Raw genomic sequence first — 12,693 nt, forward strand, 5'->3', positions numbered from 1 at the left:
GCTCCTCACCAATAAATCCCATGACGATGCAGTTCACGGATCACGCGCGCTTCGGTGGACGGTTGGCGGCGCTTCGGCTTGATTGTCTCGGTCGGGCTCGCCACCGGCGTTGCCGTTGATTGTGCGGCAGGGGCCGTTGCGGCTGGCGATGTTGTGGTCACCGGCGCCGGCGCAGCCGGCGGCGTCGAAGTTGGCGCGGTGGTCGCCGTCTGGAGATTCGGCTGCGTTGCCGCCGGTGTCTGCGAGACCTGCGGCGCGGTCGCCGCCGGCGCTGCGGGCTCGGGTGCCTGCTGGCTCGAATTGGAGGCCGCGAGGCTCAGGCTTCGGGGGCCTCCGGCATAGGCGTGAGTGGCGAGCAGCGATATCGCGGCGATCAGAATCAGCTTGCGCATGGAAATCTCCATGATTTGGTCAGTTCATCTTACCTAAACCGCACCGGCCCACCTTCTAGCGCGCCAAGCGATGCGTGCCGATCTCAAGCAGCGTGGTCCGGCAGGACAGGCGGTAAATCAGGCTGAACAGGTGATCCCACATGATCGAACTCCACTGTTGATCATGGGGAAGAAGCCTAGGCGCGTTGTCTTTCAGGCCGTTTTCGTGGGGCGGGGAAAATGGCTTCGTCGGGGCGCGGGGTGATGTCGTCGCAACCGGTGGGACGAAGTCGCCTCACGGGCGTGTGAGCGAACCCTTCGGACATCCCCGAATGATGTCGCAACGTCAAAACATCTCGAAATATTCGCGGTGCTCCCAGTCGGTCACCTCGGCCAGGAAGCGGTCGATCTCGGCATTCTTGATGTGGGTGTAATAGTCGACAAACTCTCCGCCGAGCTTCTCGCGGAAGAACGGATCGTCCTTCAGCGCGGCGACGGCGTCACGCAGCGACTTCGGCAACAGCGGCGCCTTGGTCTCATAAGGCGTGTCGGCGGACGGACCGGGATCGAGCTTGCGATCGACGCCGTCGAGGCCGCTCAGGATTTGCGAGGCCATGTAGAGATAGGGATTGGCCGCGGGCTCGCCGACGCGGTTTTCCAGGCGGGTGGCGGCGTCGCCGGCAGCCCCGAGCACGCGGATCATGACGCCGCGATTGTCGCGGCCCCAGATCGCGCGGTCCGGCGCCAGCGAATAGGAGCGGTAGCGCTTGTAGCCGTTGATGGTCGGCGTGGTGAACACGGTTGCCGCGCGGGCGTGGTCGAGCAGCCCCGCGAGATAAGCGCGGCCGAATGCGCTGAGCGGCTCGCCGCCGGCCTTGGTCGTTTCCTTGGCCATGAACAGGTTCTCCCCGCTCGCACGCGAGACGATCGACTGGTGGAGGTGCCAGCCGCTGGCGAACAGGTTTGGCAGTTTCGGCCGGCACATGAAGGTGGCGTGATAGCCGTGGCGGTGCGCGATCTGCTTCACGGCCGAACGGAACAGCACCATGTTGTCGGCAGGCTCCATTCCCTTCTTCGGCTGGAACGTGAACTCGCACTGGCTCGGCCCGAACTCGACCTCGACGGAGCGCAAGGGAAGCCCGAGCGCGACGACGTCGCGGCGCAGAATCTCCAGCACCGGCTCCATCTGATCGAAGCGCTGCTCAGTGAGATACTGGTAGCCATGGCTGAGCAGGCTCACAGAGGGCGGCGTGCCGGGCTGGCCCGCATCCTCGACGCGCATATGCGCGTCGTCGAGCTTGAAGATGTGGAATTCGACCTCGAGCCCGGCGACGAAATCGTGGCCACGGCTGCTGACATCATCGAGCACCTTGCGATAGAGCCCGCGCGTTGCGAACGGCACGGGGCGGCCGTCATTGAAATAAAGATCGCACAGCACCCAGCCTGTCGCCGGCGCCCATGGCAGCACGCGGAACGTGGTGGGATCGGCGACCATCAGCACGTCGGCCGCGCCCTCCATCTCCTTCATGCCGAAGCCGCCGCCGGCGGTGAACACCGGGAATACCGTGCGGTGCGAGGTGTCCTTGGCCAGCATCGTCGTGGTGATCGAACACCCGCTTTCCAGCGAGGCGATCGCCTCGGAAGCGACAATGGTCTTGCCGCGCAAGATGCCGTGCTGGTCGGGGAAGGCGAGGCGGATGACTTCGAGGTTCTTCTCCTCGACAATGCGGCGCATGCGCGCCGCGGCGTCCTTCTGCTCATCCGACCACAGCGCATGACGCGCGACGAAACTCACTTTGATGACTCCTTGATGCTCGGCGCGAGTACATTCTCCGCTGTCATCGTCCGCGAAGGCGGATGATCCAGTATTCCAGAGACGGTGACGTATCCACGAGAGGCCGCGGCGTACTGGATGCCCCGCCTTCGCGGGGCATGACAGCGGAGTATGTGGCGCCCGCCGCCGCCCAAGGGCATTCTCACTCCGCCGCCGTCAACCGATGCACCTTGCCTTCGATCTCCTTCGGCACCGGGGCCGTCCACGGCGCGCCGCGGCGGCGCTTGACGTCGACTTCCATCCAGTAGGTCTCCCAGCCCCGCGTCGGGCCGATGCCGTCCATCGTTGCCGGTCCTTGGATCGAGCGTGCGGTGCTCTCATCGAGATGCAGCATCGGCTTTTCGCCGCCCATCGCTTTGTCGATCTCCTGCCGCAGCAGGCGGCGGTACTGCACGATCGCCTTGTCGGACTGGCCGAGATGCTCCTTGGTGCGGTCCTGGATCGCACCCATGGATTCCACCGCCCACTGGTCGTGGACGTTGATGTCGCTGCCCATGCCGGTGTAGGTCGCGGTCGCCTGCTCGTGCGGATCGAAGCCGTAGTCGTTGCTGCGGTTCTTGCGCGAGGTGTAGTCGGGCAGCTCGTAGAGCTCGAGCCGCTGGTCGCGCATCTTCTGCTTGTCGACCGGGGCCGCGTAGCTGGTGAAGATCGCATACCAGTAGCAGTTCTCGTCGTCGACCGGCACGTGCCACTGCGTGATCGTCATCTCCGTGCTCATGGGGATGACGAAACCGTGCGGGAAGAGCTGGTTGGTCACCCGGACATGGGTGCGCTCCTCGTCGATTTCGCGCAGCGCAATCAGCCGCAGGCCGTATTCGGTGTGCTCGACATTGATGATCGGGCGGTCGTATTCGCGCAGGATTTTCGTCATCGGTAGGTCGCTGCCGGCGGAGGCGCCGCGGAACTGCTTGCCGTAAGCGGTGGACGTGTCCTCGTCCTCGAAGAAACGATGCAGATAGGAGGCGTGCGCGGGATCGATGCCGACCTCCAGCGCCTGCAGCCAGTTGCAGGCCATGTGGCCCTTGAACGCGAAAGTGTGCGTGCCGGGCGCGATGAAGCAATCGATCTCGGGGAATGCCGGCGGCTCACCCTCGCCGAGCCAGGCCCAGAGGATGCCGCTCTTCTCCACCACGGGATAGGAGCGCTGCTTGATCTTCTCGCAGAGCTTTGAGTCCTTCGGCTCGGCCGGCGTCTCGATGCACTGCCCGGTCGCGTCGAACAGCCAGCCGTGGAAGGCGCAGCGCAGGCCGCCATGTTCGAGCCGTCCGAAGGCGAGGTCGGCGCCGCGGTGCGCGCAGTGGCGATCGATCAGGCCGTAGCGTCCCGTCTCGTCGCGGAACAGCACCAGATTTTCGCCGAGCAGTTTGACGGGGCGGATCGGGCGTGCGCCCTCCAGTTCGTCGACAAGGGCGGCCGGCTGCCAGTAGCTCCGCATCAGCTTGCCGCATGGGTCCTTCGGACCAGTGCGGGTGATCAGGTCGTTCTGCTCCTGGCTCATCATGGCGGTCGCGTCCTTTGCTGGAGGGCGTTTTGTTCGCCTATTGAACGAATGGGCGAATTATGACATGCCTTGATGCGGCGGCAAGCACTATTTTGCAGGAATCCAGCGCCCATGCCCAAACTGAAGCGGAACGAGAGCGAGGAGCGGGCGGCGGACTGGGTCGAAAGCCTCGATCGCGGGCTGCGTCTGTTGCAATGTTTTGGCGCGACCCCGGGCCCGATGACGCTCAGCGATCTCGCCCGCGCAGCTGAGCTGCCGCGCGCCACGACCCGGCGAATCCTGTTCACGCTTGCGCGCGGTGGCTTCGTTGCGAGCGACGGAAAACGGTTCTCGTTGACCCCGCATGTGCTGACGCTCGCGTCCTCCTACCTGCGATCCAATCAGCTCGTCGCCGTGCTTCAGCCGGTGCTCGATCGCGTCGCGACCGCGGCGCAGGAAATCTCCTCGCTCGCGGTGCTCGATGGCGACGACGTCGTGTTCATCGCCCGCGGCGGTCCGGCGCGCGTCTTTTCAAGCGGACTCGAAATCGGCTACCGGCTCCCGGCCTTCTGCACCTCGGTCGGCCGCGCCATGCTCGGACAACTCGGTGATGCCGAACTTGCCGTGCGCCTGAAGGCGATGAAGCGCGAAGCGTTGACGCCGCAGACGGTGACCGATCCCAAGGTCTTGCTCGCGCGCATTGCAGCAGACCGCGCCCAGGGCTATTCCCTGGTCGACCGCGAAGCCGAGCCGCATTTCCGCTCGATCTCCGTTCCCGTCCGCCGCTACGATGATGTCATCGTCGCCGCCATCAACATTGGCGGCCATGTCGACCGCGTGCCGGCACAGGAACTGGTCGACCGGTTCCTACCCCTGCTGGGCGAAGGCGCAGAATCGGTGCGCTCGCAGCTGCTGTAGCTACAGCACGCTTTCGCTCTTTCCGCATTTCGCGCTATAATGTGGGTGTCACAAGAGGGGAGGATGCCATGCAACACACCATGGTTCCCAGTGATCGCGTGGAGCACGTCGCCGTCTACGGGCGCGACGGTACCAAGCTCGGCACGATTGAGCGGCTGATGCTCGACAAGGTGAGCGGAATGGTCGGCTATGCCGTGATCAAGACCGGCGGCCTGCTCGGCACCCGTCACCACTATCCGGTGCAATGGAACGCGCTGAAATACGATCCAGCACGTCAGGCATTCCAGGTCGAGCTGACGCTGGACGAACTCAGCCACGGCCCATGCGAGTTCGATGGCGACGCGTTCGACTGGGGCGATCGCTCGCGGCCCTACCCGCATCCGCATTACTGGTCGGTCTAGCCGCGTCGGGAGTCTTGTAGCCCGGGTAAGCGAAGCAATTCCCGGGAACGCCATGCGTTGGCCGCTCTCACGGCCGGTTGCGCATCCAGTCGGCGAGACCCGACAGCGCCCGATCGAGCTCCTGCCGCGCGGCCGCATCGGCCACCGTTTCCTCGAGCGCCCCGCGCATGCAGAGCATCCACGCATCGCGCTCGGCATCGCCGATGGCAAAGCCGATGTGGCGCTGCCGCAGCCGCGGATGGCCCTTCTCCACTGAATAGAGTTTTGGGCCGCCGGTCCATTCAGTGAGATAGCGCTTCAGCACGTCCTTGATCGCGCCGAGATCGGCGGCATGCATGGCACGAATGATCCGTGCCTCCGCAAGCGTGTCCATCCGGTCATAAAAGCGCTCGACCAGCCGGTCCATCGTGGCACTGCCGCCGATCCGCTCGAACATGGAGATTGCGACGTCGCTACCGGTCATTCCGCGTCCCGGCTACAGCGCCACGCTGCGCAGGCCGAAACTGCGCGCTTCGTTCTGCAGCACGGGCCGCACCGCGTCGATCAGCCGCGCTGCGGCCGCATCAACGCTCAGCCCTGCGGTATCCACCACGGCGGTCGCGCGCGCATACAGCGGCTCGCGGCTGCGCAGAATGTTGCGCAGCTCCGTCATGGCGGAGCGATCGTCCGCCATCGGGCGAAGGTCGCCCTGGCGGCGCACGCGGGCCATGTGCTCTTCGGGCTCGGCCTTCAGCCAGATCGTATAGAACGACGACAGGATCTGGTCGAAGGTCAGCGGCTCCGAGACGATGCCGCCGCCGGTGGCGAGCACCATCAGCTCGTTGCGCGCCAGCAGCTGTTGGAGCGCCGCCTGCTCCATGCGGCGAAAGCCCTCCTGGCCGTACAGCGCGATGATCTCGGCGACCGAGAGCCCGTTCTGCTGCTCGACCTCCTTGTTGAGCTCGACAAAGCTCCAGCCGACCTTCTTCGCCAGAATCTTGCCGAGCGTGGATTTGCCGGCGCCGCGCAGGCCGATCAGCGCGATGCCGCAGAACGGCGCGCGCCGCGGCGCGGATGCGCTGCCGCCGGCGAGCAGGTCCTTGGCCTGCGCGATCTGGGTCGGCGTCGCCTTGCGCAACAGGTCGCGAAACATCTGCCAATCCGGCGTCGGATCGGCGCTGGGCAGCAAATCTTCCAGGTGCGCGCCCATCGCGTCCGACACGCGGCGCAAGAGCACGATGGAGACATTGCCCTTGCCGCTTTCGAGCTGGGCGATATAGCGCTCCGAAATTCCCGAAACCTTGGCGAGCACTTTTCGCGACATGCCGCGCAGTGCGCGCATGGTGCGCACGCGCTGGCCGAGTTGTTCGAGGAAGCGGGATTCGGCGTCGGGACTGTCGGTCATGGGCCTTCTTTAGCGGATGTCCTGCGGCGCGTTTTAATGAAACATAATGCGTGATAGCATTGACAGCAAGCCAACGCGGTGTCTTTCTATGAATTATAATTCTAAGATCGGGGGAGAAGTCCGTGAGCGAGGGATCCTACAACGCGGTGACCTGGCTGCTCGACCGTAACGTCGAGGAAGGCCGCGGCACCAAGCTGGCCTTCGACGACACCGTCTCCCGCCTGACCTATGGCGAGCTCCAGCAACAAACCCGCCGCGCCGCCAACATGCTGCGCCGTCTCGGCGTCCGCCGCGAGGAGCGCGTGGCGATGATCATGCTGGATACGGTCGATTTCCCGCTTCTGTTTCTGGGCGCGATCCGCGCCGGCATCGTGCCGGTGCCGCTCAACACGCTGCTGACCGCCGATCAATACGCCTACATCCTCGCCGACTGCCGCGCGCGCGTGCTGTTCGTCTCGGAGGCGCTCTATCCCGTCATCAAGGACGTCGTCGGCCGCATGCCGGATCTCGAGCATGTCGTGGTGTCGGGCGCCAAGGTCAACGGTCACAAGCAGCTCAAAGAGGAGCTGGCACGCGAGCACGATCACTTCACGACTGCCGCGACACATCCCGACGAGCCGGCGTTCTGGCTGTACTCATCCGGCTCGACCGGCATGCCCAAGGGCGTGCGTCACCTGCATTCGAACTTGCAGGCCACCGCGGATACCTACGCAAAGCAAGTGCTCGGCATCCGCGAGAGCGACGTCTGTCTTTCTGCGGCAAAGCTGTTCTTCGCCTACGGCCTCGGCAATGCCCTGACCTTCCCGATGTCGGTCGGCGCCACCACGATCTTGAACAGCGAGCGGCCGACGCCCGCCCGCATGTTCGACCTGATGAACCGCTACAATCCCTCGATCTTCTACGGCGTGCCGACGCTGTTCGCGGCGATGCTCAACGACGAGACGATGAAGGCCGAGCGCTGTGGCAATGCGTTGCGCATCTGCACCTCGGCCGGGGAGGCGCTGCCGGAATCCGTCGGCAACAGCTGGAAGGCGCGCTTCAACGTCGACATTCTGGATGGCGTCGGCTCGACCGAGCTGTTGCACATCTTTCTGTCGAACGCGCCCGGCGACATCAAATACGGCTCGTCCGGCAAGCCGGTGCCGGGTTATGCGGTGCGGCTTGTCAACGAGGCCGGCCAGGACGTCGCCGACGGCGAGGTCGGGGAACTGCTGGTCGATGCGCCCTCCGCCGGCGAAGGCTACTGGAACCAGCGCCACAAGAGCCGCCGCACATTTGAAGGCCCGTGGACCCGCACCGGCGACAAATACATCCGCGACGCCGACGGCCGCTACACCTTCTGCGGCCGCGCCGATGACATGTTCAAGGTCTCCGGCATCTGGGTCTCGCCCTTCGAGGTCGAGAGCGCGCTGATCACGCATCCGGCCGTGCTGGAAGCCGCCGTCGTGCCCGAAGCGGATCCGGAAGGCCTGCTGAAGCCGAAGGCTTTCATCGTGCTGCGTCCGGGCGTGAAGACGACCGACCTGCAGGAGGTGCTGAAGGATCACGTCAAGCAGAAGATCGGCCCATGGAAATATCCGCGCTGGATCGACGTGGTGGAGTCACTGCCGAAGACGGCGACGGGGAAGATCCAGCGGTTCAAATTGCGGGGCGGGACGAATTGAGCGTGCGCATGACGCTTAGAGATCTCGCTTGGGCCGCAAGCTCCGCTGCCTATCCTCCCCTGGAGGGGGAGGGTCGCTTCGCATGGAGCAAAGCGGAATGCGAAGCGGGGCGGGGTGATCTCTCCACGCGGGCACAGCATCCGTGGAGAGACCGTCACCCCACCCCGACTCGCATCTCGCTGCGCTCGATGTGAGTCGACCCACGAGCGAGCTACGCTCGTCTCGGACCCCTCCAGGGAGGGTGGGCAATCTCACGAGAGAAGAATGAGAATTCCAGCAATGACCCTCACCCCTACCGGCTTCCTCAGCATCGGCAGCGCCAGCCTTGAATACAAATGGCTGGCGCCGCAAACCGCGGACGCGCCGACCATCGTCATGCTGCACGAAGGCCTCGGCTGCGTGGGCCTCTGGGGTGACTTCCCCGAAAAGCTGCAGCAGGTGACCGGCGCCGGCGTGTTCGCCTATTCGCGCGCGGGCTATGGCCAGTCGAGCAAGGTCGCGCTGCCGCGGCCGCTCGATTACATGCAGCGCGAGGCGCTGGACGTGCTGCCGAAGGTCCTTGACGCGATCGGTTTCAAGCGCGGCCTGCTGCTCGGCCATTCCGACGGCGCCTCGATCGCTACGATCTATGCCGGCGCGCATCAGGATCATCGCCTCCAGGGCGTTGTGCTGATAGCGCCGCATTTCATCGTTGAGGACATCTCGGTCAAATCGATCGCCGCGATCAAGGCCGCGTATGAGACCACGGAGCTGAAGACAAAGCTCGGGCGCTGGCACAAGGACGTCGACAATGCCTTCTACGGCTGGAACGGCGCCTGGCTCGATCCGAAATTCCGCGACTGGGACATCTCCGAGTATCTCGCCTACATCCGTGTCCCTGTCCTGGTCCTGCAAGGCGTGGACGATCAATATGGGACGCTGCGCCAGGCCGAGATCGCGCAGCAAGAATGTTATTGTCCGGTAGAATTGAAAGTCATTTCAGGCGCGGAGCATTCCCCCCATCGTGAAGCACCTGGGGCGACGCTTGACGCGATTGAGCAATTCGCCAAAGCGGCCCTGCGTGACGATCAGGGACTTCAAGGCCGCGCCGCCTGAATTTGCAAAGGGGCGCCTTCAATGAGTGTGGCCGCCGAATATGCACGGCCTTGCTGCCGTGGCTGCAACGGGCCTGCGCATGAAGCAAAATGCATGTAGGGACACGAAGGGGGCTAGACGCGCCCAGAAAGATGCACTATTGTGCATCTAACGACAACACCAAACTCATAATCAAGCTCAAGGGTGGCCCATGGCCGGGGAAGATCGGCGCCTCGCAGGCGGCGCGACATTCATCGATTTCCAGACCGACCCGTCCCGCTACCGGCACTGGAAGCTCGCGGTCGACGGCGACGTCGCGACCCTGACCATGGACGTCGACGAGAATGGCGGCCTGTTCGAGGGCTACTTGCTCAAGCTCAATTCCTACGATCTCGGCGTCGACATCGAGCTTGCGGATGCGGTCCAGCGGCTGCGCTTCGAGCATCCCGAGGTGAAGGTGGTGGTGCTGCGCTCGGCCAAGAACCGTGTGTTCTGCGCCGGCGCCAACATCCGCATGCTCGCCGGCTCCACCCACGCCCACAAGGTCAATTTCTGCAAGTTCACCAACGAGACCCGCAACGGCATGGAAGACTCCTCGGAGAACTCCGGCCAGCGTTTCATCACGGTGGTGAACGGCTCGGCCGCCGGCGGCGGCTACGAGCTGGCGCTCGCGACCGACCACATCATCCTCGCCGATGACGGCGCGTCTGCGGTGGCGCTGCCTGAAGTGCCGTTGCTCGCGGTGCTGCCCGGCACCGGCGGGCTGACCCGCGTCGTCGACAAGCGCAAGGTGCGGCGCGATCATGCCGACTACTTCTGCACCATCGAGGAAGGCGTGAAAGGCAAGCGCGCGGTACAATGGCGTCTCGTCGACGAGATCGCGCCGAATTCGAAACTCGAGAGCAAGATCGCCGAGCGCGCCAGGGAGTTTGCGGCGGCCTCGAAGCGCAACGGCAGCGGCAAGGGCGTTGCGCTGACGCCGCTCAGGCGGATCATCGACGAGACCAGCCTGCGCTACGGCTTCGTCACCGTCGATATCGATCGTGCCGCGCGCATCGCCACCATCTCGATCAAGGCGCCCGAGGCGGCGCCGCCCGCCGACATCGACGGCATGATGGCGCAGGGCGCTTCGTTCTGGCCGCTGCAGGTCGCACGCGAGCTAGACGACGCCATCCTGCATCTGCGCATCAACGAGCTCGAGATCGCCATGCTGGTGTTCAAGAGCCATGGCGACCGCGCCCATGTGCTGGCGTCCGACGCCTTCCTCGAAGCCAACAAGGCGCACTGGCTGGTCAACGAGATCCGCCATTACTGGAAGCGCGTGCTCAAGCGCATCGACGTCACCTCGCGCACGCTGGTGACGCTGGTCGAGCCCGGCTCCTGCTTTGCCGGCACGCTGGCCGAGCTCGTCTTCGCCGCCGACCGCTCCTACATGCTGATCGGCACGCGCCAGGGCGACAACCGGCCGCCGCCGTCGATCGAGCTTTCAGCTATGAACTTTGGTCCCTATCCGATGAGCCATGGTTTGACCCGGCTGCAGTCGCGCTTCCAGGCCGACCCGTCCGATCTCGAACGCGCGGAAGCCACCGTCGGCACCAGCCTCGACGCCGAGGAGGCCGAGGAACTCGGCCTTGTCACCTTCGCGCTCGACGATATTGATTGGGACGACGAAGTCCGCGTCTTCCTCGAAGAGCGTGCGAGTTTTTCGCCCGACAGCCTCACCGGCATGGAAGCGAGCCTGCGCTTCGTCGGCCCCGAGACGATGGAGTCGAAAATCTTCTCGCGCCTGACCGCGTGGCAGAACTGGATTTTCCAGCGCCCCAACGCCGTCGGCGAAGAAGGCGCGCTGCGCCGCTACGGCAGCGGCCAGAAGCCGAAATTCGATATGACGCGGGTGTAACGACATTTGCTGCGTCATGGCCGGGCTTCCGGCCATCCACGTGCTTGGCTCAACAAGCAAGAACGTGGATGCCCGGCACAAGGCCGGGGATGACGAAATGAAATCGCAAGGAGCACGGCCATGAACATGAACATCATGAACGTCGACTACTCGACCAAGATTCCCAACAACGTGAACCTTGCCGAAGACCGCCAGGTGCTCAAAGCCCTGGAAGGCTGGCATCCCGGCTACATGGATTGGTGGAGCGACATGGGGCCGGAAGGCTTCCAGGAGTCGCTGGTGTACCTGCGCACCGCCTATTCGGTCGATCCGCGCGGCTGGGCCAAGTTCGATTACGTGCGCATGCCCGACTATCGCTGGGGCATCCTGCTTGCGCCTCAGGAAGAGAACCGCGTGGTGCCGTTCGGCGAGCATTATGGCGAGCCGGCCTGGCAGGAGGTCCCGGGCGAGCATCGCGCCATGCTGCGCCGCCTGATCGTGATCCAGGGCGACACCGAGCCGGCCTCGGTCGAGCAGCAGCGCCACCTCGGCAAGACCGCGCCTTCGCTCTACGACATGCGCAATCTGTTCCAGGTCAATGTCGAGGAGGGCCGCCACCTCTGGGCGATGGTCTACCTGCTGCAAAAGTATTTCGGCCGCGACGGCCGCGAGGAAGCCGACGATTTGCTGCGCCGCCGCTCCGGCGATGCCGACGCGCCGCGCATGCTCGGCGCCTTCAATGAGGCGACGCCGGACTGGCTATCGTTCTTCATGTTCACCTACTTCACCGATCGCGACGGCAAGATGCAGCTCCACTCGTTGGCGCAGTCGGGCTTCGATCCCTTGTCGCGCACCTGCCGCTTCATGCTGACGGAGGAAGCGCACCACATGTTCGTCGGCGAGACCGGCATCACCCGCGTCGTGCAGCGCACCTGCGATGCGATGAGGGAGGCCGGCATCACCGATCCGACCGACATCGCAAAAGTCCGCGCGCTCGGCGTGATCGACCTGCCGACCATCCAGAAGAAGCTGAACCTGCACTACACCCTGTCGCTCGATCTGTTCGGCTCGGAAGTCTCGACCAACGCGGCCAACGCCTTCAACGCCGGCATCAAGGGCCGCTACCACGAGACCCAGATCGAGGACGACCACCAGCTCAAGAGCGCCACCTATCCGGTGCTCAAGTTCATCGACGGCGAGATCAAGCTGGTCGACGAGCCGGCGCTGACCGCACTCAACATGCGCCTGCGCGACGACTACAGCCAGGATTGCGTCAAGGGCATGCTGCGCTGGAACAAGGTGATCTCGACAGCGGGCTACGGCTTCCAGCTCAAGCTGCCCAACGTCGCCTTCCATCGCCACATCGGCGAGTTCAAGGGCATCCATGCGACGCCGGATGGTCTCTTGATCGACGACGCCACCTGGGCGAGGCGCAAGGACGATTGGCTGCCCTCGACCGCGGACGGCGACTTCATCACCTCGCTGATGCAGCCTGTCACCGAGACCGGCCAGTTCGCCTCCTGGATCTCGCCGCCGAAAGTCGGCATCGACAACAAGCCCGGCGATTTCGAGTACGTGAAGATCGAGTCGTAGCGTAAGGGGCCGACGCTCTCGCAACACAAATGGTGTCATCACCCGCGAAGGCGGGTGATCCAGTATTCCAGAGACAGCAGAGATAAATCGAGAAG

Annotated in this window: 11 protein-coding genes; 6 read left to right on the top strand and 5 right to left on the bottom strand. The window is 64.4% G+C overall.

Going from position 1 to position 12,693, the window contains the following annotated elements; genetic code table 11:
* Window positions 1-5: 5 nt before the first annotated feature.
* The 3 genes from GWG65_RS01815 to GWG65_RS01825 all read right to left on the bottom strand — a co-directional run bounded on the left by GWG65_RS01815 (window position 6) and on the right by GWG65_RS01825 (window position 3,706).
* Window positions 6-392: a hypothetical protein gene (locus GWG65_RS01815; RefSeq protein WP_275193589.1), complete on the bottom strand. Its 387-nt coding sequence runs from the start codon at window positions 390-392 to the stop codon at window positions 6-8.
* Between the two features lie 325 nt (window positions 393-717).
* The gene (locus tag GWG65_RS01820; RefSeq protein ID WP_275193590.1) at window positions 718-2,166 is read right to left on the bottom strand and encodes a glutamine synthetase family protein; all 1,449 of its coding nucleotides are present in this window, start codon (window positions 2,164-2,166) and stop codon (window positions 718-720) included.
* A gap of 181 nt (window positions 2,167-2,347) precedes the next feature.
* Complete coding sequence (locus GWG65_RS01825) at window positions 2,348-3,706, bottom strand: aromatic ring-hydroxylating dioxygenase subunit alpha (RefSeq protein ID WP_275193591.1); 1,359 nt, start codon at window positions 3,704-3,706, stop codon at window positions 2,348-2,350.
* 111 nt (window positions 3,707-3,817) lie between these two features.
* Between GWG65_RS01825 and GWG65_RS01830 the strand changes: the two genes are divergently transcribed.
* A complete protein-coding gene (locus tag GWG65_RS01830; protein WP_275193592.1) occupies window positions 3,818-4,603 on the top strand; it encodes an IclR family transcriptional regulator C-terminal domain-containing protein in 786 nt (261 codons plus the stop codon).
* Window positions 4,604-4,671: 68 nt separating this feature from the next.
* The gene (locus tag GWG65_RS01835) at window positions 4,672-5,004 is read left to right on the top strand and encodes a PRC-barrel domain-containing protein (RefSeq protein ID WP_187436110.1); all 333 of its coding nucleotides are present in this window, start codon (window positions 4,672-4,674) and stop codon (window positions 5,002-5,004) included.
* Window positions 5,005-5,071: 67 nt separating this feature from the next.
* Here the strand turns inward: GWG65_RS01835 and GWG65_RS01840 are convergent, their stop codons facing one another.
* Complete coding sequence (locus GWG65_RS01840) at window positions 5,072-5,467, bottom strand: group II truncated hemoglobin (RefSeq protein ID WP_275193593.1); 396 nt, start codon at window positions 5,465-5,467, stop codon at window positions 5,072-5,074.
* A gap of 12 nt (window positions 5,468-5,479) precedes the next feature.
* Window positions 5,480-6,388: a helix-turn-helix transcriptional regulator gene (locus GWG65_RS01845; RefSeq protein WP_275193594.1), complete on the bottom strand. Its 909-nt coding sequence runs from the start codon at window positions 6,386-6,388 to the stop codon at window positions 5,480-5,482.
* A gap of 122 nt (window positions 6,389-6,510) precedes the next feature.
* On the opposite strand from GWG65_RS01845, the gene GWG65_RS01850 reads away from it, so the two are divergent.
* From GWG65_RS01850 to boxB, 4 genes are all read left to right on the top strand, one after another.
* Window positions 6,511-8,052, top strand: a complete 1,542-nt coding sequence (locus GWG65_RS01850; RefSeq protein WP_275193595.1) for a benzoate-CoA ligase family protein — start codon at window positions 6,511-6,513, stop codon at window positions 8,050-8,052.
* 279 nt (window positions 8,053-8,331) lie between these two features.
* Complete coding sequence (locus GWG65_RS01855; RefSeq protein WP_275193596.1) at window positions 8,332-9,147, top strand: alpha/beta hydrolase; 816 nt, start codon at window positions 8,332-8,334, stop codon at window positions 9,145-9,147.
* 190 nt (window positions 9,148-9,337) lie between these two features.
* On the top strand, window positions 9,338-11,026 hold the full coding sequence (gene boxC, locus GWG65_RS01860; protein WP_275193597.1) for a 2,3-epoxybenzoyl-CoA dihydrolase: 1,689 nt from the start codon (window positions 9,338-9,340) through the stop codon (window positions 11,024-11,026).
* Window positions 11,027-11,146: 120 nt separating this feature from the next.
* The gene (gene boxB, locus GWG65_RS01865) at window positions 11,147-12,598 is read left to right on the top strand and encodes a benzoyl-CoA 2,3-epoxidase subunit BoxB (protein WP_275193598.1); all 1,452 of its coding nucleotides are present in this window, start codon (window positions 11,147-11,149) and stop codon (window positions 12,596-12,598) included.
* Window positions 12,599-12,693: the final 95 nt, after the last annotated feature.

The sequence above is a fragment of the Bradyrhizobium sp. CSA207 genome, assembly GCF_029051685.1.
GTDB lineage: Bacteria > Pseudomonadota > Alphaproteobacteria > Rhizobiales > Xanthobacteraceae > Bradyrhizobium.

Bases quoted from the DNA above. Each gene is read 5' to 3' on its own strand.
- GWG65_RS01815 (WP_275193589.1), bottom strand. From the start codon at position 392: ATGCGCAAGCTGATTCTGATCGCCGCGATATCGCTGCTCGCCACTCAC.
- GWG65_RS01825 (WP_275193591.1), bottom strand. From the start codon at position 3,706: ATGATGAGCCAGGAGCAGAACGACCTGATCACCCGCACTGGTCCGAAG.
- GWG65_RS01830 (WP_275193592.1), top strand. From the start codon at position 3,818: ATGCCCAAACTGAAGCGGAACGAGAGCGAGGAGCGGGCGGCGGACTGG.
- GWG65_RS01835 (WP_187436110.1), top strand. From the start codon at position 4,672: ATGCAACACACCATGGTTCCCAGTGATCGCGTGGAGCACGTCGCCGTC.
- GWG65_RS01840 (WP_275193593.1), bottom strand. From the start codon at position 5,467: ATGACCGGTAGCGACGTCGCAATCTCCATGTTCGAGCGGATCGGCGGC.
- GWG65_RS01845 (WP_275193594.1), bottom strand. From the start codon at position 6,388: ATGACCGACAGTCCCGACGCCGAATCCCGCTTCCTCGAACAACTCGGC.
- GWG65_RS01855 (WP_275193596.1), top strand. From the start codon at position 8,332: ATGACCCTCACCCCTACCGGCTTCCTCAGCATCGGCAGCGCCAGCCTT.
- boxC (WP_275193597.1), top strand. From the start codon at position 9,338: ATGGCCGGGGAAGATCGGCGCCTCGCAGGCGGCGCGACATTCATCGAT.
- boxB (WP_275193598.1), top strand. From the start codon at position 11,147: ATGAACATGAACATCATGAACGTCGACTACTCGACCAAGATTCCCAAC.